20 protein-coding genes are annotated in these 20,449 nt (G+C 55.9%); 2 read left to right on the top strand and 18 right to left on the bottom strand.

From position 1 onward, the window contains the following. Nucleotides 1–15: 15 nt before the first annotated feature. The 18 genes from atpD to rpmH all read right to left on the bottom strand — a co-directional run bounded on the left by atpD (nucleotide 16) and on the right by rpmH (nucleotide 17,240). Nucleotides 16–1,395, bottom strand: coding sequence for a F0F1 ATP synthase subunit beta (atpD, locus tag PPTH39_RS16975; RefSeq protein ID WP_016782877.1), 1,380 nt, complete (start codon nucleotides 1,393–1,395; stop codon nucleotides 16–18). A gap of 27 nt (nucleotides 1,396–1,422) precedes the next feature. Beyond that, complete coding sequence (atpG, locus tag PPTH39_RS16970) at nucleotides 1,423–2,283, bottom strand: F0F1 ATP synthase subunit gamma (protein WP_003438003.1); 861 nt, start codon at nucleotides 2,281–2,283, stop codon at nucleotides 1,423–1,425. Nucleotides 2,284–2,333: 50 nt separating this feature from the next. Next, a complete protein-coding gene (gene atpA / locus PPTH39_RS16965) occupies nucleotides 2,334–3,878 on the bottom strand; it encodes a F0F1 ATP synthase subunit alpha (RefSeq protein WP_086799496.1) in 1,545 nt (514 codons plus the stop codon). Nucleotides 3,879–3,899: 21 nt separating this feature from the next. Further along, nucleotides 3,900–4,436, bottom strand: coding sequence for a F0F1 ATP synthase subunit delta (locus tag PPTH39_RS16960; protein ID WP_016782875.1), 537 nt, complete (start codon nucleotides 4,434–4,436; stop codon nucleotides 3,900–3,902). Nucleotides 4,437–4,448: 12 nt separating this feature from the next. Beyond that, complete coding sequence (locus tag PPTH39_RS16955; RefSeq protein ID WP_094999573.1) at nucleotides 4,449–4,919, bottom strand: F0F1 ATP synthase subunit B; 471 nt, start codon at nucleotides 4,917–4,919, stop codon at nucleotides 4,449–4,451. 57 nt (nucleotides 4,920–4,976) lie between these two features. Beyond that, nucleotides 4,977–5,234, bottom strand: coding sequence for a F0F1 ATP synthase subunit C (atpE, locus tag PPTH39_RS16950; protein WP_002555987.1), 258 nt, complete (start codon nucleotides 5,232–5,234; stop codon nucleotides 4,977–4,979). Nucleotides 5,235–5,356: 122 nt separating this feature from the next. Further along, nucleotides 5,357–6,226 (bottom strand): F0F1 ATP synthase subunit A, encoded by an 870-nt coding sequence (atpB, locus tag PPTH39_RS16945; RefSeq protein ID WP_086799500.1) that lies wholly within the window; start codon nucleotides 6,224–6,226, stop codon nucleotides 5,357–5,359. A gap of 16 nt (nucleotides 6,227–6,242) precedes the next feature. Beyond that, complete coding sequence (locus PPTH39_RS16940; RefSeq protein WP_003437994.1) at nucleotides 6,243–6,650, bottom strand: F0F1 ATP synthase subunit I; 408 nt, start codon at nucleotides 6,648–6,650, stop codon at nucleotides 6,243–6,245. A 148-nt stretch (nucleotides 6,651–6,798) separates the two neighbouring features. Beyond that, nucleotides 6,799–7,671 (bottom strand): ParB/RepB/Spo0J family partition protein, encoded by an 873-nt coding sequence (locus PPTH39_RS16935; protein ID WP_094999574.1) that lies wholly within the window; start codon nucleotides 7,669–7,671, stop codon nucleotides 6,799–6,801. Nucleotides 7,672–7,680: 9 nt separating this feature from the next. Beyond that, nucleotides 7,681–8,472, bottom strand: a complete 792-nt coding sequence (locus PPTH39_RS16930; RefSeq protein ID WP_094999575.1) for a ParA family protein — start codon at nucleotides 8,470–8,472, stop codon at nucleotides 7,681–7,683. A gap of 18 nt (nucleotides 8,473–8,490) precedes the next feature. Beyond that, nucleotides 8,491–9,135, bottom strand: coding sequence for a 16S rRNA (guanine(527)-N(7))-methyltransferase RsmG (gene rsmG, locus PPTH39_RS16925; protein WP_094999576.1), 645 nt, complete (start codon nucleotides 9,133–9,135; stop codon nucleotides 8,491–8,493). Next, nucleotides 9,132–11,024: a tRNA uridine-5-carboxymethylaminomethyl(34) synthesis enzyme MnmG gene (mnmG, locus tag PPTH39_RS16920; protein ID WP_016782869.1), complete on the bottom strand. Its 1,893-nt coding sequence runs from the start codon at nucleotides 11,022–11,024 to the stop codon at nucleotides 9,132–9,134. Before mnmG ends, rsmG begins: the two co-directional genes overlap by 4 nt. 504 nt (nucleotides 11,025–11,528) lie before the next feature. Next, nucleotides 11,529–13,145 carry an ABC-F family ATP-binding cassette domain-containing protein gene (locus PPTH39_RS16915; RefSeq protein WP_130872220.1) on the bottom strand — a complete coding sequence of 539 codons (1,617 nt, stop codon included), beginning with the start codon at nucleotides 13,143–13,145 and terminating at the stop codon, nucleotides 11,529–11,531. Nucleotides 13,146–13,317: 172 nt separating this feature from the next. Then, a complete protein-coding gene (gene mnmE / locus PPTH39_RS16910; RefSeq protein ID WP_094999578.1) occupies nucleotides 13,318–14,685 on the bottom strand; it encodes a tRNA uridine-5-carboxymethylaminomethyl(34) synthesis GTPase MnmE in 1,368 nt (455 codons plus the stop codon). Between the two features lie 80 nt (nucleotides 14,686–14,765). Next, on the bottom strand, nucleotides 14,766–16,448 hold the full coding sequence (gene yidC, locus PPTH39_RS16905; RefSeq protein WP_094999579.1) for a membrane protein insertase YidC: 1,683 nt from the start codon (nucleotides 16,446–16,448) through the stop codon (nucleotides 14,766–14,768). A gap of 13 nt (nucleotides 16,449–16,461) precedes the next feature. Continuing rightward, nucleotides 16,462–16,695: a membrane protein insertion efficiency factor YidD gene (gene yidD / locus PPTH39_RS16900; RefSeq protein ID WP_019828647.1), complete on the bottom strand. Its 234-nt coding sequence runs from the start codon at nucleotides 16,693–16,695 to the stop codon at nucleotides 16,462–16,464. Then, complete coding sequence (gene rnpA, locus PPTH39_RS16895) at nucleotides 16,688–17,089, bottom strand: ribonuclease P protein component (protein ID WP_019828646.1); 402 nt, start codon at nucleotides 17,087–17,089, stop codon at nucleotides 16,688–16,690. Before rnpA ends, yidD begins: the two co-directional genes overlap by 8 nt. A gap of 16 nt (nucleotides 17,090–17,105) precedes the next feature. Then, complete coding sequence (gene rpmH, locus PPTH39_RS16890) at nucleotides 17,106–17,240, bottom strand: 50S ribosomal protein L34 (RefSeq protein WP_003213577.1); 135 nt, start codon at nucleotides 17,238–17,240, stop codon at nucleotides 17,106–17,108. A gap of 563 nt (nucleotides 17,241–17,803) precedes the next feature. Here rpmH and dnaA point away from each other — a divergent pair. Beyond that, the gene (dnaA, locus tag PPTH39_RS16885; protein ID WP_094999580.1) at nucleotides 17,804–19,303 is read left to right on the top strand and encodes a chromosomal replication initiator protein DnaA; all 1,500 of its coding nucleotides are present in this window, start codon (nucleotides 17,804–17,806) and stop codon (nucleotides 19,301–19,303) included. A 38-nt stretch (nucleotides 19,304–19,341) separates the two neighbouring features. Further along, nucleotides 19,342–20,445 carry a DNA polymerase III subunit beta gene (gene dnaN, locus PPTH39_RS16880; protein WP_016782864.1) on the top strand — a complete coding sequence of 368 codons (1,104 nt, stop codon included), beginning with the start codon at nucleotides 19,342–19,344 and terminating at the stop codon, nucleotides 20,443–20,445. Nucleotides 20,446–20,449: the final 4 nt, after the last annotated feature.

Raw genomic sequence — 20,449 nt, 5'->3', positions numbered from 1 at the left:
TGCCGGGCGCTGGAATTACAGTTTCTTGGCTTTCTCGATCGCTTCTTCGATGCCGCCGACCATGTAGAACGCTTGTTCTGGCAGGTGGTCGTAGTCACCGTTGAGGATGCCTTTGAAGCCAGCAATGGTGTCTTTCAGGGAAACGTATTTACCCGAAGCGCCAGTGAAGACTTCAGCCACGAAGAACGGCTGAGACAAGAAACGCTGGATCTTACGAGCGCGGGATACCAACTGCTTGTCGGTTTCCGACAGCTCGTCCATACCCAGGATCGCAATGATGTCCTTCAGTTCTTTGTAACGCTGCAACACGTACTGAACGCCGCGAGCGGTGTCGTAGTGTTCCTGGCCGATTACGTTCGGGTCCAGCTGGCGCGAAGTCGAATCCAGTGGATCTACTGCTGGGTAGATACCCAGGGAAGCGATGTCACGGGACAGAACGACGGTAGCGTCCAAGTGGGCAAACGTGGTCGCAGGCGACGGGTCAGTCAAGTCATCCGCAGGTACGTATACCGCTTGGATCGAAGTGATCGAACCGTTTTTGGTCGAAGTGATGCGCTCTTGCAGAGTACCCATCTCTTCAGCCAGAGTCGGCTGGTAACCTACTGCCGAAGGCATACGGCCCAGCAGTGCGGATACTTCAGTACCGGCCAAGGTGTAACGGTAGATGTTGTCAACGAACAACAGTACGTCGTTACCTTCGTCACGGAACTTCTCGGCCATGGTCAGGCCGGTCAGTGCTACGCGCAGACGGTTACCCGGCGGCTCGTTCATCTGACCGTAAACCAGTGCCACTTTGTCCAGTACGCTGGAATCCTTCATCTCGTGGTAGAAGTCGTTACCCTCACGGGTACGCTCGCCCACACCAGCAAACACAGAGTAACCGCTGTGTTCCATGGCGATGTTACGGATCAGTTCCATCATGTTTACGGTTTTGCCTACACCGGCACCACCGAACAGACCAACCTTACCGCCTTTTGCAAACGGGCAGATCAGGTCGATAACCTTGATACCGGTTTCCAGCAGGTCGTTGCCGCCAGCTTGCTCAGCGAAGGACGGTGCTGGGCGGTGAATGCCCCAACGCTCTTCGGTGTCAATCGGGCCAGCTTCGTCGATCGGGTTGCCCAGAACGTCCATGATCCGGCCCAGGGTAGCTTTACCTACTGGAACGGAGATGGCTGCGCCAGAGTCGGTGACTTCCAGACCGCGCTTCAAGCCCTCGGTGGAACCCATCGCAATGGTACGAACCACGCCGTCGCCCAGCTGTTGCTGAACTTCCAGAGTGGTTCCGGCCGCGCTTTGTACTTTCAGCGCGTTGTAGATGCTCGGTACGTTTTCGCGTGGAAATTCCACGTCGATCACGGCGCCGATGATTTGAACGATACGTCCGCTACTCATAGCTGGATCCTCTGAATATTTGAACCGTTAAACCGCGGCAGCGCCGCCGACGATTTCCGAGATCTCTTGGGTGATCGCAGCCTGACGCGCCTTGTTGTAGATCAGCTGCAAATCGCTGATCAAGTCACCGGCGTTATCAGTGGCGTTCTTCATTGCGATCATCCGCGCAGCTTGTTCAGCTGCACTGTTCTCGACCACCGCCTGGTACACCTGCGACTCCACGTAACGCACCATCAAGCCGTCTAGCAGCTCTTTGGCATCCGGTTCGTAGAGATAGTCCCAGTGGTGCTTGAGTTCTTGATCCGGGGTCGCCACCAGTGGAATCAATTGCTCCACAGTAGGCTGTTGCGTCATGGTGTTGATGAACTTGTTGGATACCACGGACAGGCGGTCAATACGGCCTTCCAGGTAAGCATCCAGCATCACCTTAACGCTGCCGATCAAATCATTGATCGACGGTTCTTCACCCAGATGGCTGATAGCAGCGACGACGTTACCGCCGAAGTTACGGAAAAATGCCGCACCTTTGCTGCCGACCACGCACAGATCAATCTCGACGCCGTTTTCACGGTTTACCGCCATGTCCTTGACCAAAGCCTTGAACAGGTTGGTATTCAAACCACCGCACAAACCACGGTCACTGCTCACAACCACATAACCCACACGCTTAACTTCGCGGTCGATCATGAACGGGTGGCGGTATTCCGGGTTGGCGTTGGCCAAATGCCCAATAACCTGGCGGATACGCTCCGCATAAGGACGGCTAGCAGCCATGCGCATTTGTGCCTTGCGCATTTTGCTGACCGCCACTTTTTCCATGGCGCTGGTAATCTTTTGCGTGCTTTTGATGCTCGCAATCTTACTGCGAATCTCTTTTGCGCCTGCCATGTAACACCTATCAGGTTAGCAAGCGGGAGCCTTGCGGCTCCCGCTGCGGCTTACCAGGTTTGGGTGGCCTTGAACTTCTCGATACCGGCTTTGATGCCAGCGTCGATTTCGTCATTGAAGTCACCTTTAACGTTGATCTTCGCCATAAGCTCGGCGTGATCGCGGTTGAAGTAAGCAATCAGCGCTTGTTCAAAGCTACCGACCTTGGTGATTTCGACGTCAGTCAGGAACCCACGCTCAGCGGCATACAGCGACAGCGCCATGTCAGCGATCGACATTGGTGCGTATTGCTTCTGCTTCATCAGCTCGGTAACGCGCTGACCATGCTCAAGTTGCTTACGGGTCGCTTCGTCCAGGTCAGAAGCGAACTGGGCAAATGCTGCCAGTTCACGGTACTGAGCCAGAGCGGTACGGATACCACCGGACAGCTTCTTGATGATCTTGGTCTGAGCGGCACCACCCACACGGGATACCGAAACACCGGCGTTCACTGCAGGACGGATCCCGGAGTTGAACATGGCCGATTCCAGGAAGATCTGACCGTCGGTGATGGAAATCACGTTGGTCGGAACGAACGCGGAAACGTCGCCAGCCTGGGTTTCGATGATCGGCAGTGCGGTCAGGGAACCGGTTTTGCCGGTCACTGCGCCGTTGGTGAACTTCTCTACGTATTCTTCGGATACGCGGGATGCGCGCTCCAGAAGACGGGAGTGGAGATAGAACACGTCGCCTGGGTAAGCTTCACGGCCTGGTGGACGGCGCAGCAGCAGGGAAATCTGGCGGTAAGCCACTGCTTGCTTGGACAGATCGTCATAAACGATCAGCGCGTCTTCACCGCGGTCGCGGAAGTATTCGCCCATGGTGCAACCGGAGTACGGTGCCAGGAACTGCAGCGCTGCGGATTCGGAAGCACTGGCAGCAACGACGATGGTGTTAGCCAGCGCGCCGTTTTCTTCCAGCTTGCGAACCACGTTGGCGATGGTCGATTGCTTCTGACCGATCGCTACGTATACACAGAAAATGCCGCTGTTCTTCTGGTTGATGATCGCGTCGATCGCCAGAGCGGTTTTACCGATCTGACGGTCACCGATGATCAGCTCACGCTGGCCACGGCCGACAGGGATCATGGCATCGACAGCCTTGTAGCCAGTCTGTACAGGCTGGTCTACCGACTTACGCCAGATCACGCCTGGAGCAACTTTCTCGACTGCATCAGTCTCGGTGTTGCCCAGTGGACCTTTGCCATCAACTGGGTTACCCAGTGCGTCGACAACGCGACCCAGCAGTTCCTTACCAACCGGAACTTCCAGGATACGGCCAGTGCACTTGGCGCTCATGCCTTCAGCCAGAGTCGTGTATGCGCCCAGTACTACGGCACCTACAGAGTCTTGCTCGAGGTTGAGAGCCATACCGAAGACGCTGCCCGGAAACTCGATCATCTCGCCGTACATTACGTCGGCCAGACCGTGAATCCGCACAATACCGTCAGATACGCTGACGACAGTGCCTTCGTTACGGGCTTGGGAGGTCACATCGAGTTTTTCGATGCGGCCCTTGATAATTTCACTTATTTCGGAAGGATTGAGTTGCTGCATTGCTCTGCTGCCCCTTCAAACTCAAGATTTCAATGCTTCGGCAAGGCTTGCGAGTTTCCCGCGAACCGAGCCATCGATAACCAGGTCGCCGGCGCGGATGATGACACCACCTATAAGGCTGGCATCCTCCGCAACTTGCAGGCGCACTTCCCGGTCGAGTCGTGCACTGAGAACCTTGGCGAGTTTGTCTTGCTGTTCTTGGTTCAATGCAAAAGCACTGGTGACTTCAACGTCTACCGACTTCTCTTGTTCGGCCTTGTACAGGTCAAACAGAGCGGCGATCTCCGGCAACAGCGGGAGACGGTCGTTTTCGGCAACGACGTTGATGAAGTTCTGTGCTTCTACAGTGAACTTGTCGCCGCACACGTCAATAAACGTGGCGGCCTTTTCTGCGCTCGTCAGTCGCGGGGCCTTGAGCACGCGCTGCATAGTGTCGTCTTGCGACACTGCTGCAGCCAGGCCGAGCATGGCTGACCAAGAGGCCAGTTGCTGGTGGGCCTGGGCGTGCTCGAAGGCTGCCTTAGCGTAAGGTCGGGCCAACGTGGTCAATTCTGCCATGATCGCCCTCGCTTAAATTTCAGCAGCCAGTTTAGTAACCAGCTCCGCGTGCGCGTTTTGATCGATTGTGGCACCCAGGATCTTCTCTGCGCCTTCAACAGCCAGGGTACCCAGTTGGGCACGCAGGGCGTCTTTGACGCTGTTCAGTTCCTGTTCGATCTCGGCCTGAGCCTGAGCCTTCACACGGTCAGCTTCAACGCGAGCCTGTTCACGGGCTTCGTCTACGATCTGAGTACCGCGTTTCTTGGCTTGCTCAATGATTTCAGCTGCTTGAGCCTTAGCTTCGCGCAGTTGTTGACCCGCTTTATCTTGGGCCAACTCCAGGTCGCGAGCTGCTCGGTTAGCAGCGTCCAGTCCAGCCGCAATCTTCTTCTGACGTTCTTGCAATGCCGCGATGACCGGAGGCCACACGAACTTCATGCAAAACAGTACAAAAATGAAGAACGCAACGGACTGGCCAATCAGGGTTGCATTAATGTTCACGCCAACACCTCGCTCGTTCGTTGTCCATCACTCTAATCAACTCGAAAATTCGAGTGATTAGCCAGCGAGTTGACCAACGAAAGGATTAGCGAAGGTGAAGAACAGTGCGATACCAACACCGATCATGGTTACGGCGTCGAGCAGACCGGCAACGATGAACATTTTAACTTGCAGCATTGGAACCATTTCTGGTTGACGCGCTGCGCCTTCCAGGAACTTGCCACCCAACAGGCCGAAACCAATTGCGGTACCCAGTGCGCCCAGGCCGATCAACAGTGCAACAGCGATAGCGGTTAGACCAACTACAGTTTCCATCTTTCCTCCCGACTTTTACGTCGTATGGTTTAGGTTTTTAGATTAAAGCGGTAAAACAAAATCATTTTGCGACGCCCTCTCACCCGAAGGTGAGAGGAGCACCAGATTCGCCGAAGCGGATCTTAGTGATTATCTTCGTGTGCCATCGACAGGTAGACGATGGTCAACATCATGAAGATGAACGCTTGCAAGGTGATGATCAGGATGTGGAATACAGCCCACGCCCATTGCAGCACCACGCCCAGACCGCTAAGCCAAAGCAGGCCGCTGCCGAACATCACGGCGATCAGGATAAACACCAGCTCGCCAGCGTACATGTTGCCGAACAGACGCAGAGCCAACGAAATAGGCTTGGCAATCAACGTCACGAATTCGAGCAGGAAGTTCACCGGAATCAGCAGCGCCTGAACAAAAATGTTCTTGCTGCCGAATGGGTGCAGGGTCAGTTCACCGATAAAGCCACCGATGCCCTTGATCTTGATGCTGTAGAAGATGATCAGTGCAAACACCGACAGGGCCATGCCCATGGTCGCGTTTGGATCAGTCGTCGGTACGGCACGGAACGGGAAGTGTTCATCGCCAGTGATCAAGATGGCCAACTGAGGAATCCAGTCAACCGGGATCAAGTCGATGGCGTTCATCAGGAACACCCACACGAAAATGGTCAGCGCCAGCGGTGCGATTACTGCACTGCGACCGTGGAAACTGTCTTTTACGCTGCCATCAACGAATTCCACCAGTACTTCAACGAAGTTCTGCAGTGCGCCTGGCTGACCGGAAGTTGCCTTCTTGGCCGCCATGCGGAATACGAGGATGAAAATCAGACCAACAAACAGCGACCAGCCGAGGGTATCGACGTGGAACGCCCAAAAGCCCATTGCTTTAGCTTCTGCAACGGTGTGGGCAAAGCCCCAGCCGCCATCAGGTAGCTGCCCAAAGGTCAGGTTCTGTAAGTGGTGCTGGATATAGCCCGAAGCGGTTGTTTCTGCCATGGTTGCCTCAAACGCCCTAAGGTCTCGAAAGTGTTGTTCTCATTAGCAGGGGAGCGAACCAACTGACCAGTTGGGTCAGCACGAAGACACCGAATACTGCTAACGGCGCCAATGGCTTCACACCTGCAAACGTCAGCGCGAACAGCACTGCCGTCAAAATTAACTTGCCTGCCTCGCCGGCGTAAAACGACCGGACGATGGCTTGCGCTGCTCGGGCGCCGGAAAACCGAAAAGCCCTGTGAGCAAAATACACATTGGGTAGCAAAGCTATCAGGCCTCCGCAGAGTCCTGAATATCCGGCGACGACTCCATGCCATTGCCAGAGCCCCAGAGCAGCCAGCAATAAAACGACAAATTGAGCCAGCAAAACCGGAAAAACCGCCAAGCGATGGAACGGCAAGCGGTTTGGCGTGCGGGTTTCCATCACAACTGCTCCTCAAAGGTCGGCTACCAAAAACAGAAAACTTGGCATAATTTGTGCCGACAAAATGCGCGCAGAGTATAGGGGCGACGAAGCCCCTATTCAACTGTCAGGTAGTGATTTCCGACTGCGCGCTACATGAGGAATTGTTTCAGCGGATGTGAGCAAGCACTCCTTGCAGCTCATCCAGGGAATTGTAACCAATCACTAACTGGCCTTTTCCCTTCTTTCCGTGGCGGATCTGCACCGCAGAGCCCAGCCGCTCAGCCAGACGCTGTTCGAGTCTGGCAATGTCCGGATCGGTTTTAACCGGTTCCGCGGGTTCCTGTTTACCACTCAACCACTGGCGAACCAGGGCTTCAGTCTGACGTACCGTCAGGCCTCGTGCGACAACGTGTCGCGCCCCTTCAACCTGCTGAGCATCAGGCAAACCGAGCAATGCCCGCGCATGACCCATTTCCAGGTCACCGTGGGACAGCATGGTCTTGATCACTTCCGGTAACGAAATCAATCGCAACAAGTTAGCCACAGACACCCGGGACTTACCCACAGCGTCGGCGACTTGCTGTTGAGTCAGCTGGAACTCTTGCTGCAAACGCTGCAAGGCGACAGCTTCCTCGATCGGATTGAGGTCTTCACGCTGAATGTTCTCGATCAACGCCATCGCAATGGCGGTTTCGTCCGGCACGTCTTTGACCATCGCCGGGATCGTGTCCTTGCCAGCCTGTTGGCTGGCGCGCCAGCGACGTTCACCGGCGATGATCTCAAAGCGGTTACCTTCGATCGGGCGCACCACGATCGGTTGCATCACGCCCTGGGTGCGGATCGAGCTGGCCAGTTCTTCAAGCGCCTGCGGATCCATGTCGCGACGAGGCTGGTACTTGCCGCGCTGGATCAGGTCCAGGGGCAGGTGCTGCAGTTCGCTTTGATCAACCTTGACCGCTTGCTCTTCCAGCGAGCTGACCGTAGGACCACTCAGGAGTGCATCCAGTCCGCGTCCGAGACCTCGTTTCTTGACGGCCATGGAAATTCCTTAAGTTGGCTGAGGCGTGCGGGTAGAACGACGTTGACGACGAACCAGCTCGCCCGCCAGGGCAAGGTAAGCAATCGCGCCACGGGAATTTTTGTCATACGCCAGCGCTGGCATGCCATAGCTTGGCGCTTCGGCCAGGCGGATGTTGCGCGGAATCACGGTGTCGTAGAGCTGCTCGCCGAAGTGTTCCTTGAGCTGCGCCGAAACATCGTTCATCAGGCTCAGGCGCGGGTCGTACATGGTGCGCAGCAGGCCTTCGATCTTCAGGTTCGGATTGAGCAGCTCGGCGATGCGCTTGATGTTATCCACAAGGTCGCTCAGGCCTTCGAGTGCAAAGTACTCGCACTGCATGGGGATAATCACCCCATCGGCCGCCACCAGGGCATTCAAGGTCAGCATCGACAACGACGGCGGGCAATCGATCAGGATGTAATCGTAGCTTTCGCGAACCGGGGCCAGCGCTGTACGCAGACGGCTTTCCTTCATCTGCATTTCGAGCAGCACGACTTCAGCCGCGGTCAAATCGCGGTTGGCGGGAAGCAACTGGTAACCACCGTGCTCGGAGATGTGCATGGCCTGGGCCAGGTCGCATTCACCGATCAACAGGTCGTAGACCGAATTCTCAAGACCGTGTTTATCCACACCGCTACCCATGGTGGCGTTGCCCTGTGGATCAAGGTCAATGAGCAGCACGCGGCGCTTGGTCGCGACCAGCGATGCTGCGAGGTTGATACAGGTGGTGGTTTTACCCACACCACCTTTTTGGTTCGCTATTGCGAATACCTTAGCCATTCTTGCTTGCGTTCCCAATCATGCCGTGCGGCGCAGTATCAGCAGATGGCGTTGGCCTTGGCAACCCGGAACGGTCAAGGCGTGTTCGCCATCGAGACGAAAATCAGACGGCAATGCTACCAGCTCATCGGCCGGATGAACGCCCTTCATTGCCAACCAGCGGGTTTCGCTGTTGCCAAGGTGGCGCGTCCAGTTGCTGAAGTTCTCCATGCTGCTGAAAGCCCTGGAAACAATTCCGTTGAAAGGCTGCTCAGGCTGGAATTCTTCGACGCGACTGTGGATAACTTGCAGGTTATCCAGCTTCAGCTCGAGTTTTACCTGGGTCAGGAAACGGGTTTTCTTGCCGTTGCTGTCCAGGCAGGTCACTTGCGACTCGGGAAACAGGATCGCCAGGGGAATACCCGGCATGCCGCCGCCACTGCCCACATCCAGCCAACGGCCATTTTCGATGAAGGGCATCACGCTCAGACTGTCGAGCAAATGACGCGACACCATCTCGTCCGGGTTACGCACAGCCGTGAGGTTGTAGGCCTTGTTCCATTTGATCAACAGGGCCAGATAACCCAGCAATTGCTGATGCTGATGCTCGGTCAGTGCGACGCCCAGCTGGCGTGCACCTGTGGATAACTCTTCGGCGTGTTGTGCGGTTACCAGCGAACTCAAGCGTTTTGCTCCAACGTGCGGCCAGCGCCGCGCTTTTTCAGGTGAATCATCAACAGGGAAATTGCCGCAGGGGTCACACCCGGGATACGCGAAGCCTGGCCCAGGGTCTCGGGACGTGTTGCGCCCAACTTGCTCTGAATCTCTTTCGACAGACCGGAGATGGTCGTGTAATCGATATCCACAGGCAGCTTGGTATTTTCACTGGCACGCAGACGGGCAATTTCGTCTTGTTGACGATCGATATAACCGGCGTACTTGGTTTTGATCTCAACCTGCTCGGCAACCAGCGGGTCTTCTGCCCCCTGCCCGGTCACTTCAACCAGGCCGGCGTAATCAATTTCGGGGCGGGTCAGCAGGTTGAGCAAATTGTATTCATGGGTCAGCGGTGTGCCGAACTTGGCAGCAATGGCATCACCCTGCTCGGTACCCGGACGAACCCAGGTACTTTTGAGGCGTTGTTCTTCCTGCGCGATGCTTTCGCGCTTGGTGCAGAAAGCCGCCCAACGAGCGTCGTCGACCAGGCCCAGTTCGCGGCCTTTTTCAGTCAAGCGCATGTCGGCGTTGTCTTCGCGCAGGATCAGGCGGTATTCGGCGCGGGAAGTGAACATCCGGTACGGTTCTTGAGTACCCAGGGTAATCAGGTCGTCGACCAATACGCCGATGTACGCCTCATCCCGGCGCGGGCACCAGCTTTCCTTGCCCTGTGCGAGCAATGCCGCGTTGGCGCCAGCCAGCAAACCCTGGGCGCCGGCTTCTTCGTAACCGGTGGTGCCGTTGATTTGCCCGGCAAAGAACAAGCCGCCAATCACCTTGGTTTCGAGGCTGTACTTCAGGTCGCGTGGATCGAAGTAATCGTACTCGATGGCATAGCCCGGGCGCACGATATGGGCGTTTTCCATACCGCGAATCGATTGCACGATCTGGATTTGCACGTCGAACGGCAAGGAGGTGGAAATCCCGTTCGGGTACAGCTCGTGTGTGGTCAAACCTTCCGGCTCGATAAAGACCTGATGGCTTTCCTTGTCGGCAAAGCGATGGATCTTGTCTTCGATCGACGGGCAGTAACGCGGGCCAATACCTTCGATCACGCCTGAATACATCGGCGAACGATCAAGGTTGGAGGCAATGATTTCGTGAGTGCGGGCGTTGGTATGGGTAATCCAGCAGCTGACCTGGGCCGGGTGCTGTTCCTTGTTGCCCATGAACGACATGACAGGAATCGGTGTATCACCCGGTTGCTCGGTCATTACCGAGAAATCCACAGAACGGCCATCGATACGCGGTGGCGTCCCGGTTTTCAGGCGACCGACTCGCAGGGGCAGTTCACGCAGACGGTGTGCCAGGGCAATCGAAGGTGGATCACCGGCCCGACCGCCCGAGTAATTCTGCATGCCGATGTGGATAAGTCCACCGAGGAAAGTGCCTGTGGTCAGAACCACGGCATCAGCCATAAAACGCAGGCCCATCTGGGTCACTACGCCACGGACTTGATCCTGTTCAACGATCAGGTCATCAGCGGCCTGTTGAAATATCCACAGGTTGGGCTGGTTTTCCAGGATTTCGCGTACGGCGGCCTTGTACAGGATGCGGTCGGCCTGTGCACGGGTCGCCCGTACTGCCGGGCCTTTGCGTCCGTTGAGTACGCGGAACTGAATACCGCCTTTATCGGTGGCTATCGCCATCGCGCCGCCAAGGGCATCGATTTCTTTAACCAGATGGCTTTTACCAATCCCGCCAATTGCAGGATTGCAGCTCATTTGCCCGAGGGTTTCCACGTTGTGGGTCAACAGCAGGGTTTTCACACCCATACGTGCTGAAGCAAGTGCAGCCTCGGTTCCGGCGTGACCGCCGCCGATGACGATCACTGCAAAACGGGAAGGGAAATTCACCACGCACCTCGTGCCTGTTACTAGGGGTTTTTTGGATAGACCGCGAAGTATAGGGACTTCGCCCTTCTTAAAGAACCCTTTGCACAAAATTTAACCAGCTGTGGATAAGGGCAAGATAGATAAATAAATAGAGAAGAAATTTATAAAGCTTTGTTTTTATGTCTATTTCTACTGAGGCACCTTTCTGTGGATAGATTGCTACAGGCTATATTTTACGTACTGTACAGAGGATCAAAAGTCTGTGGTTATGCACTAATGAGGGGTTGGGATAAGTGCTTTAAGCCTGTGGGTAAAACAGGTGCTTATCCACAGGGGTGGTTATCTTCAGTTTTCAGACCTACTTACCCACTGACCTGAGGGCCAGTTATGCACAGGGCTTATTCCCGTGTTTGGGTGCTTTCGAGCCAATAAACAGGCAGCCGAAAAACGCTTGAAGGTGCAATCCGGCAAGCGGTCGGACGTTCGGTCAATGATTAATGTGATAAACGGTAGCCAACAGCCCCGTTAGACGGGGCAAAGCAGCCAGCCTGTGGGTGAGGCCATGAGCCTGTGGGTAATTCCGATTGCGGCCAGAAACACATCATCGTGTGAGGTAACGATCAGAGTGCCCGGGTAATGCTTGAGCATGCTTTCCAGGGCTTGAACGGAAGGCAGATCCAGGTGATTGGCCGGTTCATCGAGCAGTAACAGCTGTGGTGGGGATTGTGTATAAAACACGCAGGCCATCGCCGCTTTCAAGCGTTCACCGCCACTGAGCCGATGGGATGGCAGGTTGATACGATCGGCATTGAGGCCCAATTGCGCCAGCCGGGTACGTAATTCTCCTTCACTCAGTTGCCGGTTAAGTGACTGCAACTGCTCAAGAACTGACCGAGCCGGTTCCAAAACGCCCAGGTGCTGGTCGAGGTAAGTGCTGGTGACCTGGGTCCTGGCCTGACCGGAAACAACCGTTAGTTGCCCGGCCAATACCTTGAGCAAGGTCGACTTGCCGCAGCCGTTCGGGCCGGTCAAGGCAATGCGCTGGCCTCGCGTAACGGCAAGATTGATCCTGCGCAGTTGTTGCGCCCCATAAGGCAGGCGGGCCTCTATCAACTCGGCAATTTGAGCCGGCGAGCCAGAGCAAGGCTGCGGCGCAGAGATAAAGATGGCCTGCTGCTCTTCTACCTGATTCGCAGCCTGACGGACCTGCACAGATAATTGCTCGCGAGCCGCATCCTGCTGTACCCGCAACTTACCGCTGCTGGCCTGGCTGCGCTCCTTTTGCCGGCCCAGCAAAATCTTCGCCTGATTGGCGTCAGCGGCCTGTTTCCGGCCACGGGATTGTTTGCGCTCAAGACTTTCCCTTTGCTCACGCAGGGTCTGTTCCTGACGCTTGCGCTCCAGCCGGTATGCCGCCAGCTGTTGTTGCGCCGCTTGCAGTTGCCCGGTTTTGGCCTGTGCATAAAACGAGTAACCGCCGCCGTAACTGGTGAGGCCCTGTGGTGACAGCTCAACGATGCGCTCCATATTTTCCAGCAAGGCGCGATCATGGCTGATAACAAGTAATCCTTCTGGCCACTGCTGCAACTGTTCATGCAGGGCAAGTCGATGCTGGTGATCCAAATGATTGGTGGGCTCATCCAGGATCAACAGATCGGCTTTCGACAAAAAGGCGCCCAGCAGAGCCACGCGCATGGCTTCGCCACCGCTGAGCGCTGATGCAGGAGTCGAAAGGGTCAGGTGTGCAAGCTTGTTGCGGCTTAGCTGATCGAGCAGTTGCTGGCGGAAATTCCAGCGTTCGCCCACACAGTCAAAGTCCGCTTGGGCGCTGCTGCCCCGCTCTATTCGCTCAAGGGCGCTAATGACTGGTTGCACGCCAGCAAGCTCGGCAAGGGTGTGATTGGGGTCATGGCTGACGTGCTGCGTCAGGTAATACACCGTGCCATTACGGATGCAGTGGCCGGTTGAGGGCAAGAGATCCCCTGCCATGATGCGCGCCAATATGCTCTTGCCCACACCATTGCGCCCTACCAGGCCGGTGCGGCGCTGGTCGAGATGCAGATCAATATCTGAAAACAGGGAACTGCCATCGGGCAGATGATAAGAAACGCCTTGCAGCGTTACAGAGGTAACGTGAGCCATACGCACTCCAGAGATGCACAGATCTACCCCCTGTTGCAGGGGAATCAAGAACTGGCCGCAAGCATCGCGGCGGCATCAATGGCGCATCGGACTAATACCTCGTGTGAATGTGGATAACTGTAGCAGCTGCCGTAGGAACGAGGCTGCGTTCCTACGGCAGCTGCTACGAGGGTCATTTACCGATACAGAAGCTGGAGAAGATCCGTCCCAGCAGGTCATCCGAACTGAATGCCCCGGTAATTTCGCCAAGGGAATGCTGTGCCTGGCGCAAATCCTCGGCCAATAGCTCCCCGGCGCCCGCCAGAGTCAGTTGTGCCCTGCCATGCTCAAGTGCCTTGCTGGCGTGCTGCAATGCCTCCAGATGGCGGCGGCGTGCGCTGAAGCTGCTCTCCGAGGTCTGCTCATAGCCCATGCAGGCCTTGAGGTGTTCCCGCAGCAGGTCCAGGCCCTCTGTAGATCTGGCACTCAGGCTGATGGTGACATGGCCATCTTCACTGACTTCAAGGGCTACATTCTCACCGCTTAGATCCGCCTTGTTGCGGATCAAGGTCACCTTCGCCGGATCCGGGCGTTGTTCAAGAAACTCTGGCCACAGGGCAAACGGGTCATCAGCTTCCGGTGCCGTGGCATCAACCACCAGCAATACCCTATCAGCTTCACCAATGGCCTTGAGTGCGCGCTGCACGCCAATTTTCTCAACCTGGTCATCGGTGTCGCGCAGACCTGCGGTGTCGACAACGTGCAATGGCATGCCATCGATGTGGATATGTTCGCGTAACACATCACGGGTAGTACCCGCGATTTCGGTCACGATCGCCGCTTCACGCCCGGCGAGGGCATTGAGCAGGCTCGATTTTCCAGCATTGGGCCGCCCGGCAATCACCACGGTCATGCCGTCGCGCAGCAAAGCACCCTGGCCGGCTTCGCGCTGTACGGTGGATAACTCTTCACGAACCTTGTCGAGCATACCGAGCACATGGCCATCGGCGAGGAAGTCGATTTCTTCTTCCGGGAAATCAATCGCTGCTTCGACATAGATACGCAAACCGATCAATTGCTCGGTCAAGTTATGCACACGTTGAGAGAAAGCACCCTGCAAGGAACGTAATGCGTTACGCGCAGCCTGTGCAGAACTTGCCTCGATCAGGTCGGCAATCGCCTCGGCCTGGGCCAGGTCGAGCTTGTCATTCAAAAAGGCCCGCTCGCTGAACTCCCCCGGACGGGCCAAACGGCAGCCCAACTGGATGCAGCGCTGCAGCAGCATATCCAGAACAATCGGACCGCCGTGGCCCTGCAGTTCAAGGACATCTTCGCCGGTAAAGGAGTTGGGCCCGGGGAAGTAGAGTGCTATGCCTTCATCCAGCACTTCGCGGTTGTCGCCGTAAAAAGGGCCGTAATGGGCATAGCGCGGTTTTAGTTCGCGTTCGCTGAACGCTTTGGCCGCAACACGGGCGAGTGGGCCGGAAATACGTACGATCCCCACACCACCTCGGCCTTGGGCGGTCGCTACTGCAGCAATAGTCTCTGCCGGAACACTCATAAAACAGGCCTCAAAACAAAAGTGACGGATAGCAAAACGCCCCACTAGGGGGCGTTTTGAGTGGTGCGTATCAGAGTAAGTTACTCAGCGACTTTTTTGGTAGCCGCTTCGACTTTACGCGTGATGTACCACTGTTGAGCGATGGACAGGCAGTTGTTCACAACCCAGTACAGCACCAGACCAGCCGGGAACCACAGGAAGAAGAAGGTGAAGATGATTGGCATCAGCTTCATCACCTTGGCCTGCATCGGATCCGGCGGAGTCGGGTTCAGACGCTGCTGGATGAACATGGTTGCGCCCATGATGATCGGCAGAATGAAGAACGGGTCTTTGATCGACAGGTCGGTAATCCAGAGCATGAACGGCGCCTGGCGCATTTCAACACTTTCCAGAAGTACCCAGTACAAGGACAGGAAGACCGGCATCTGCACCAGAATCGGCAAGCAGCCGCCCAGTGGATTGATCTTCTCTTTCTTGTACAGCTCCATCATCGCTTGCGACATTTTCTGGCGGTCATCACCGAACTGCTCTTTCAGAGCGGCCAGTTTTGGTGCCACAGCGCGCATGCGGGCCATCGACTTGTAGCTGGCGGCCGACAGAGGGAAGAAGATCCCTTTGATCAGCATGGTCAGGAAGATGATCGACCAGCCCCAGTTACCGACCAGGCTGTGGATATGTTGCAGCAGCCAGAAGATAGGCTGGGCAATGAACCACAGGATGCCGTAGTCAACCGTCAGTTCCAGGCCTGGGGACAACTCTTTGAGTACACCCTGGCTTTTCGGACCGGCATACAACGTAGCGCTGGTTTCAGCGGTTTTGCCCGGCTCAACAGTCAATGTTGGGCCAGTGAAACCGATGATGTAGTTGCCTTGGTTGTCTTTGCGGGTCTGAACGACGTTGTTATCGCCTTTCTGAGGGATCCACGCGGTCACAAAGTAGTGCTGCAACCAGGCAACCCAGCCGCCTTGTACGGTTTCTTTCAGCTGAGCCTTGTCGATATCTTTCATCGACACTTTTTTGTACGGCTCTGCACTTGTCCACAGGGCAGCGCCCAGGTAAGTCGCAGTACCGGTGGCGGTGCTGGAAGAAGGATCGGAGCTGGCATCACGCTTCAATTGCGCGAACAGGTTGCCGTTCCACGGCTTGCCGCTCTCGTTATCAATCAGATAGCTGACTTGTACATCGTACAAACCACGCTTGAGCGTGAAGCGTTTGATGTAGTTGATGCCGTTTTCGCTGAATTTCAGATCAACAACCAGTTGATCCTGACCTGGGGCCAGTTCGTAGGTCTTTTTCTCGGTGCTGAAAACAGGACGACCTGACGGACGGGCGTCCGGGCCATCAACGCCTGTCAGGCCACTTTGGGCCAGATAGGTGCGTTCGTTGCCGTTATCGAACAACTGGAAAGGAACATCCGGGTGATCCTGGCGACGTGGATAAAGCGGCAGACGCAGCTGGGCAATATCACCACCCTGTGGATCAATCGCGATATCCAGAACATCCGTTTTTACGTGGATGAGGTCTTTGCTTGCAGCCACCGGGGTTTCAGTCGGTGTGCTGGTATCGGTATTGGCGCTGGGTACATCGGCACTGTTTGCAACGTTGTTACCTGAAACCGTATCGGGCAAAGCCGGTGCGGTGGTGCTGGCGGCAACATTCTGAGTCGGCAGGGCAGCTTGGCCGTAGTCCTGGTTCCATTTCAGAACCATAACGTAGGACACGACTGCGAGAGCGACGATCAGGATCGTGCGTTTAATATCCATGATTACTCGGCCATCAAGAAGAACGGGAGGTAGGGATAGGTGGAACCGGGTCGTAACCACCGGGATTCCACGGGTGACAGCGACCTAAACGACGAAAGGTCAGCCAGCCGCCGCGCAGAAGGCCATGATTTTCGATGGCTTCCAACGCGTAGCAGGAACAACTGGGGTAGAAACGGCAGTGGCTGGCCATCAAAGGACTAATGGCATAACGATAAAACTGGATCGGAACGAGTGCCAGTTTACGCATCAGGACTGCCTACCCCTACAGTTTCGGTTTTAACCGCTGGAACTGGCGTGTTACGGGCCAGACGCTTCCAGAGTTTGCCGAAATGCTGAATCAATTCGGGGTTCTCTACGTCACCCAAACCTTTGCGCGCGACGATAACGATATCCCAACCAACCAGTAAATCCTGGTGGAGACGAAACGATTCACGCATCAAACGCTTAAGGCGATTGCGCTCAACGGAGAGCTTTACGCTCTTTTTCCCGATCACTAACCCCAGGCGGGGGTGATCAAGATCGTTGCTACGCGCAAGGAGCAGGAGATTTTTCCCCGGAACCTTGCCGGTGGGGGAGTCAAAGACTGCCTTGAAATGTCGGGGAGTGAGTAACCGCTTTTCCCGACTGAAGTCCTGACTCACCACCATTGTCTGATTATCAAACTGCCAGACGTGCACGGCCTTTGGCGCGGCGACGCGACAGGACTGCACGGCCGTTTTTAGTAGCCATGCGAGCACGGAAACCGTGAGTGCGGGCGCGTTTGATAGTGCTTGGTTGGAAAGTACGTTTCATGTCGTGCTACCTGGTTCGTCCACAACGGGCCGGAATGGCCCCCGTTTTAAGAGACCGGCGATTCTAGAGAATGCAAGCCGATAGGTCAATTTCCAACCAACGTTTACTGCTAAATAGATGTTTGCCGTTTTGCACCAGTCTTGTGCCTGCCAACTATAGAAATAAAAAAACGAAGTATTTAAAGCTCTTTTAAAGAACTTACTACTCTTATAGAGCCGTTCTGCTGTGGATAACTCTATGCAGCCCTTGTAGAGCAAGGTTTTCAGAGAACAGAAAGGTTGTCCACAAGCGGTGCTTTGCCTGTGCTGCACCCTCGGAAAAGCTGTGCATGAAAGGGCTACTTATCCACAGCCGTGTTATGCACAGAGTTTTACCCCCACTTGTGCAACGAGCTCAGGCCCGCTTATCCACAGACCTTATGCACATACCATTTGTCGCTTTGTTCACAGTAAAAAGCCTGTCAACGCCTTATATGCAGGTCAGCTACATGTGGATAAGTGGGGCGGCGGTCGCTACAATGGCGCCTGTTTTTGCCTCACCGGCTTTCAACTTAGGGGATATCCGTGTCAGTGGAACTTTGGCAGCAGTGCGTGGAGCTTTTGCGCGATGAGCTGCCTGCCCAGCAATTCAACACCTGGATCCGTCCACTACAGGTCGAAGCCGAAGGCGACGAGTTGCGTGTGTATGCACCCAACCGATTCGTTCTCGACTGGGTTAACGAAAAATACCTGAGCCGTTTGCTTGAACTGTTGAATGAGCACAGCAATGGCATGGCGCCAGCGTTGTCCTTGTTAATAGGCAGCAAACGCAGCTCGGCGCCTCGTGCTGCCCCCAATGCGCCCTTGGCTGCATCGGCTTCTCAACAAGCCCCGGCGCCGAGCGCGCCTGCGCCTGCAGTCTCTGCACCCGCGCCCAAGCAGTCCGAGCCCGCCAGCGAAGAGCCTTCGCGTGCCAGCTTCGACCCGATGGCTGGCGCCAGCTCGCAGCAAGCACCCGTGCGCGCCGAACAGCGCACCGTTCAGGTTGAAGGTGCCCTGAAGCACACCAGCTACCTGAACCGCACCTTTACCTTTGAAAACTTCGTCGAGGGCAAGTCCAACCAACTGGCCCGCGCTGCGGCGTGGCAAGTGGCGGATAACCCCAAGCATGGTTACAACCCGCTCTTCCTTTATGGCGGCGTAGGTCTGGGTAAAACTCACTTGATGCACGCGGTGGGTAACCACCTGTTAAAGAAGAACCCGAATGCCAAGGTCGTATACCTGCATTCCGAGCGTTTTGTAGCTGATATGGTTAAAGCCCTGCAGCTCAATGCCATCAACGAGTTCAAGCGCTTCTACCGATCGGTCGATGCCTTGCTTATCGATGACATTCAATTCTTTGCGCGCAAGGAACGGTCCCAGGAAGAGTTCTTCCACACCTTCAACGCCCTGCTTGAAGGCGGTCAGCAAGTGATTCTGACCAGTGACCGTTACCCGAAAGAAATCGAAGGCCTCGAAGAGCGTCTGAAGTCGCGCTTTGGCTGGGGACTGACGGTTGCCGTCGAGCCGCCGGAGCTAGAGACCCGCGTAGCGATCCTGATGAAGAAGGCCGATCAGGCCAAGGTTGATCTGCCCCATGATGCAGCCTTCTTTATTGCCCAGCGTATTCGCTCCAACGTGCGTGAGCTCGAAGGCGCGCTCAAGCGCGTTATCGCTCACTCGCACTTTATGGGCCGCGACATCACCATCGAGCTGATTCGCGAATCCCTAAAAGACTTGCTGGCGCTGCAAGACAAACTCGTCTCTGTGGATAACATCCAGCGTACCGTGGCCGAGTACTACAAGATCAAGATCTCGGACTTGTTGTCCAAGCGCCGTTCGCGCTCGGTAGCGCGACCACGCCAGGTCGCCATGGCACTGTCCAAGGAACTGACCAACCACAGCCTGCCGGAAATCGGCGATGTGTTTGGCGGTCGCGATCACACCACGGTTTTGCACGCATGCCGCAAGATCAACGAACTCAAGGAATCCGACGCGGACATCCGCGAGGACTACAAGAACCTGCTGCGAACTCTGACAACCTGATGACACCAGCGCAGCTTATTAAGGCAAGGGACTAGACCATGCATTTCACCATTCAACGCGAAGCCCTGTTGAAACCCCTGCAACTGGTCGCCGGCGTAGTAGAACGCCGCCAGACCTTGCCGGTATTGTCCAACGTGCTGTTGGTTGTCGAAGGCCAGCAACTGTCGCTGACCGGTACTGACCTTGAAGTCGAGCTGGTCGGTCGGGTGCAACTTGAAGAGCCGGCCGAGCCAGGCGAAATCACCGTGCCTGCGCGCAAGCTGATGGATATCTGCAAAAGCCTGCCCAACGATGCACTGATCGACATCAAACTTGATGACAACAAACTGGTGGTCAAGGCAGGCCGTAGCCGCTTTACCCTGTCCACCCTGCCAGCCAACGATTTCCCGACGGTTGAAGAAGGTCCGGGTTCGCTGACCTGCAGCCTGCAGCAGAGCAAGTTGCGTCGTCTGATCGAGCGCACCAGCTTTGCCATGGCCCAGCAGGACGTTCGTTACTACCTCAACGGTATGCTGCTGGAAGTGTCGGCCGGGATCATCCGTGCCGTAGCTACCGACGGTCACCGTTTGGCCATGTGCTCGATGAAAGCCGATATCGGCCAACCAGACCGTCACCAGGTGATCGTACCGCGCAAGGGTATCCTCGAGCTGGCGCGCCTGCTGACCGAGCCAGACGGCGAAGTGAGCATCGTTCTGGGTGCACACCATATCCGTGCGACCACCGGCGAGTTCACCTTTACCTCCAAGCTGGTAGACGGCAAGTTCCCGGACTACGAGCGCGTTCTGCCTAAAGGCGGTGACAAGGTGGTGATCGGTGACCGTCAGGCACTGCGTGAAGCGTTCAGTCGTACCGCGATCCTGTCCAACGAAAAGTACCGCGGTATTCGCCTTCAACTGGCCAATGGCCAGCTGAAGATCCAGGCCAATAACCCGGAGCAGGAAGAAGCGGAAGAAGAAGTTGGCGTTGATTACAACGGCGGCTCCCTGGAGATCGGCTTCAACGTGAGCTACCTGCTGGACGTACTGGGCGTCATGACCACTGAACAAGTGCGTCTGATCCTGTCGGATTCCAACAGCAGCGCCCTGGTCCAGGAGTCTGACAACGACGACTCGGCCTACGTTGTCATGCCGATGCGCCTGTAACTTA

Source organism: Pseudomonas bubulae, from assembly GCF_900618535.1.
GTDB lineage: Bacteria > Pseudomonadota > Gammaproteobacteria > Pseudomonadales > Pseudomonadaceae > Aquipseudomonas > Aquipseudomonas bubulae.
This window is presented reverse-complemented; position numbering and strand designations above follow the sequence as displayed.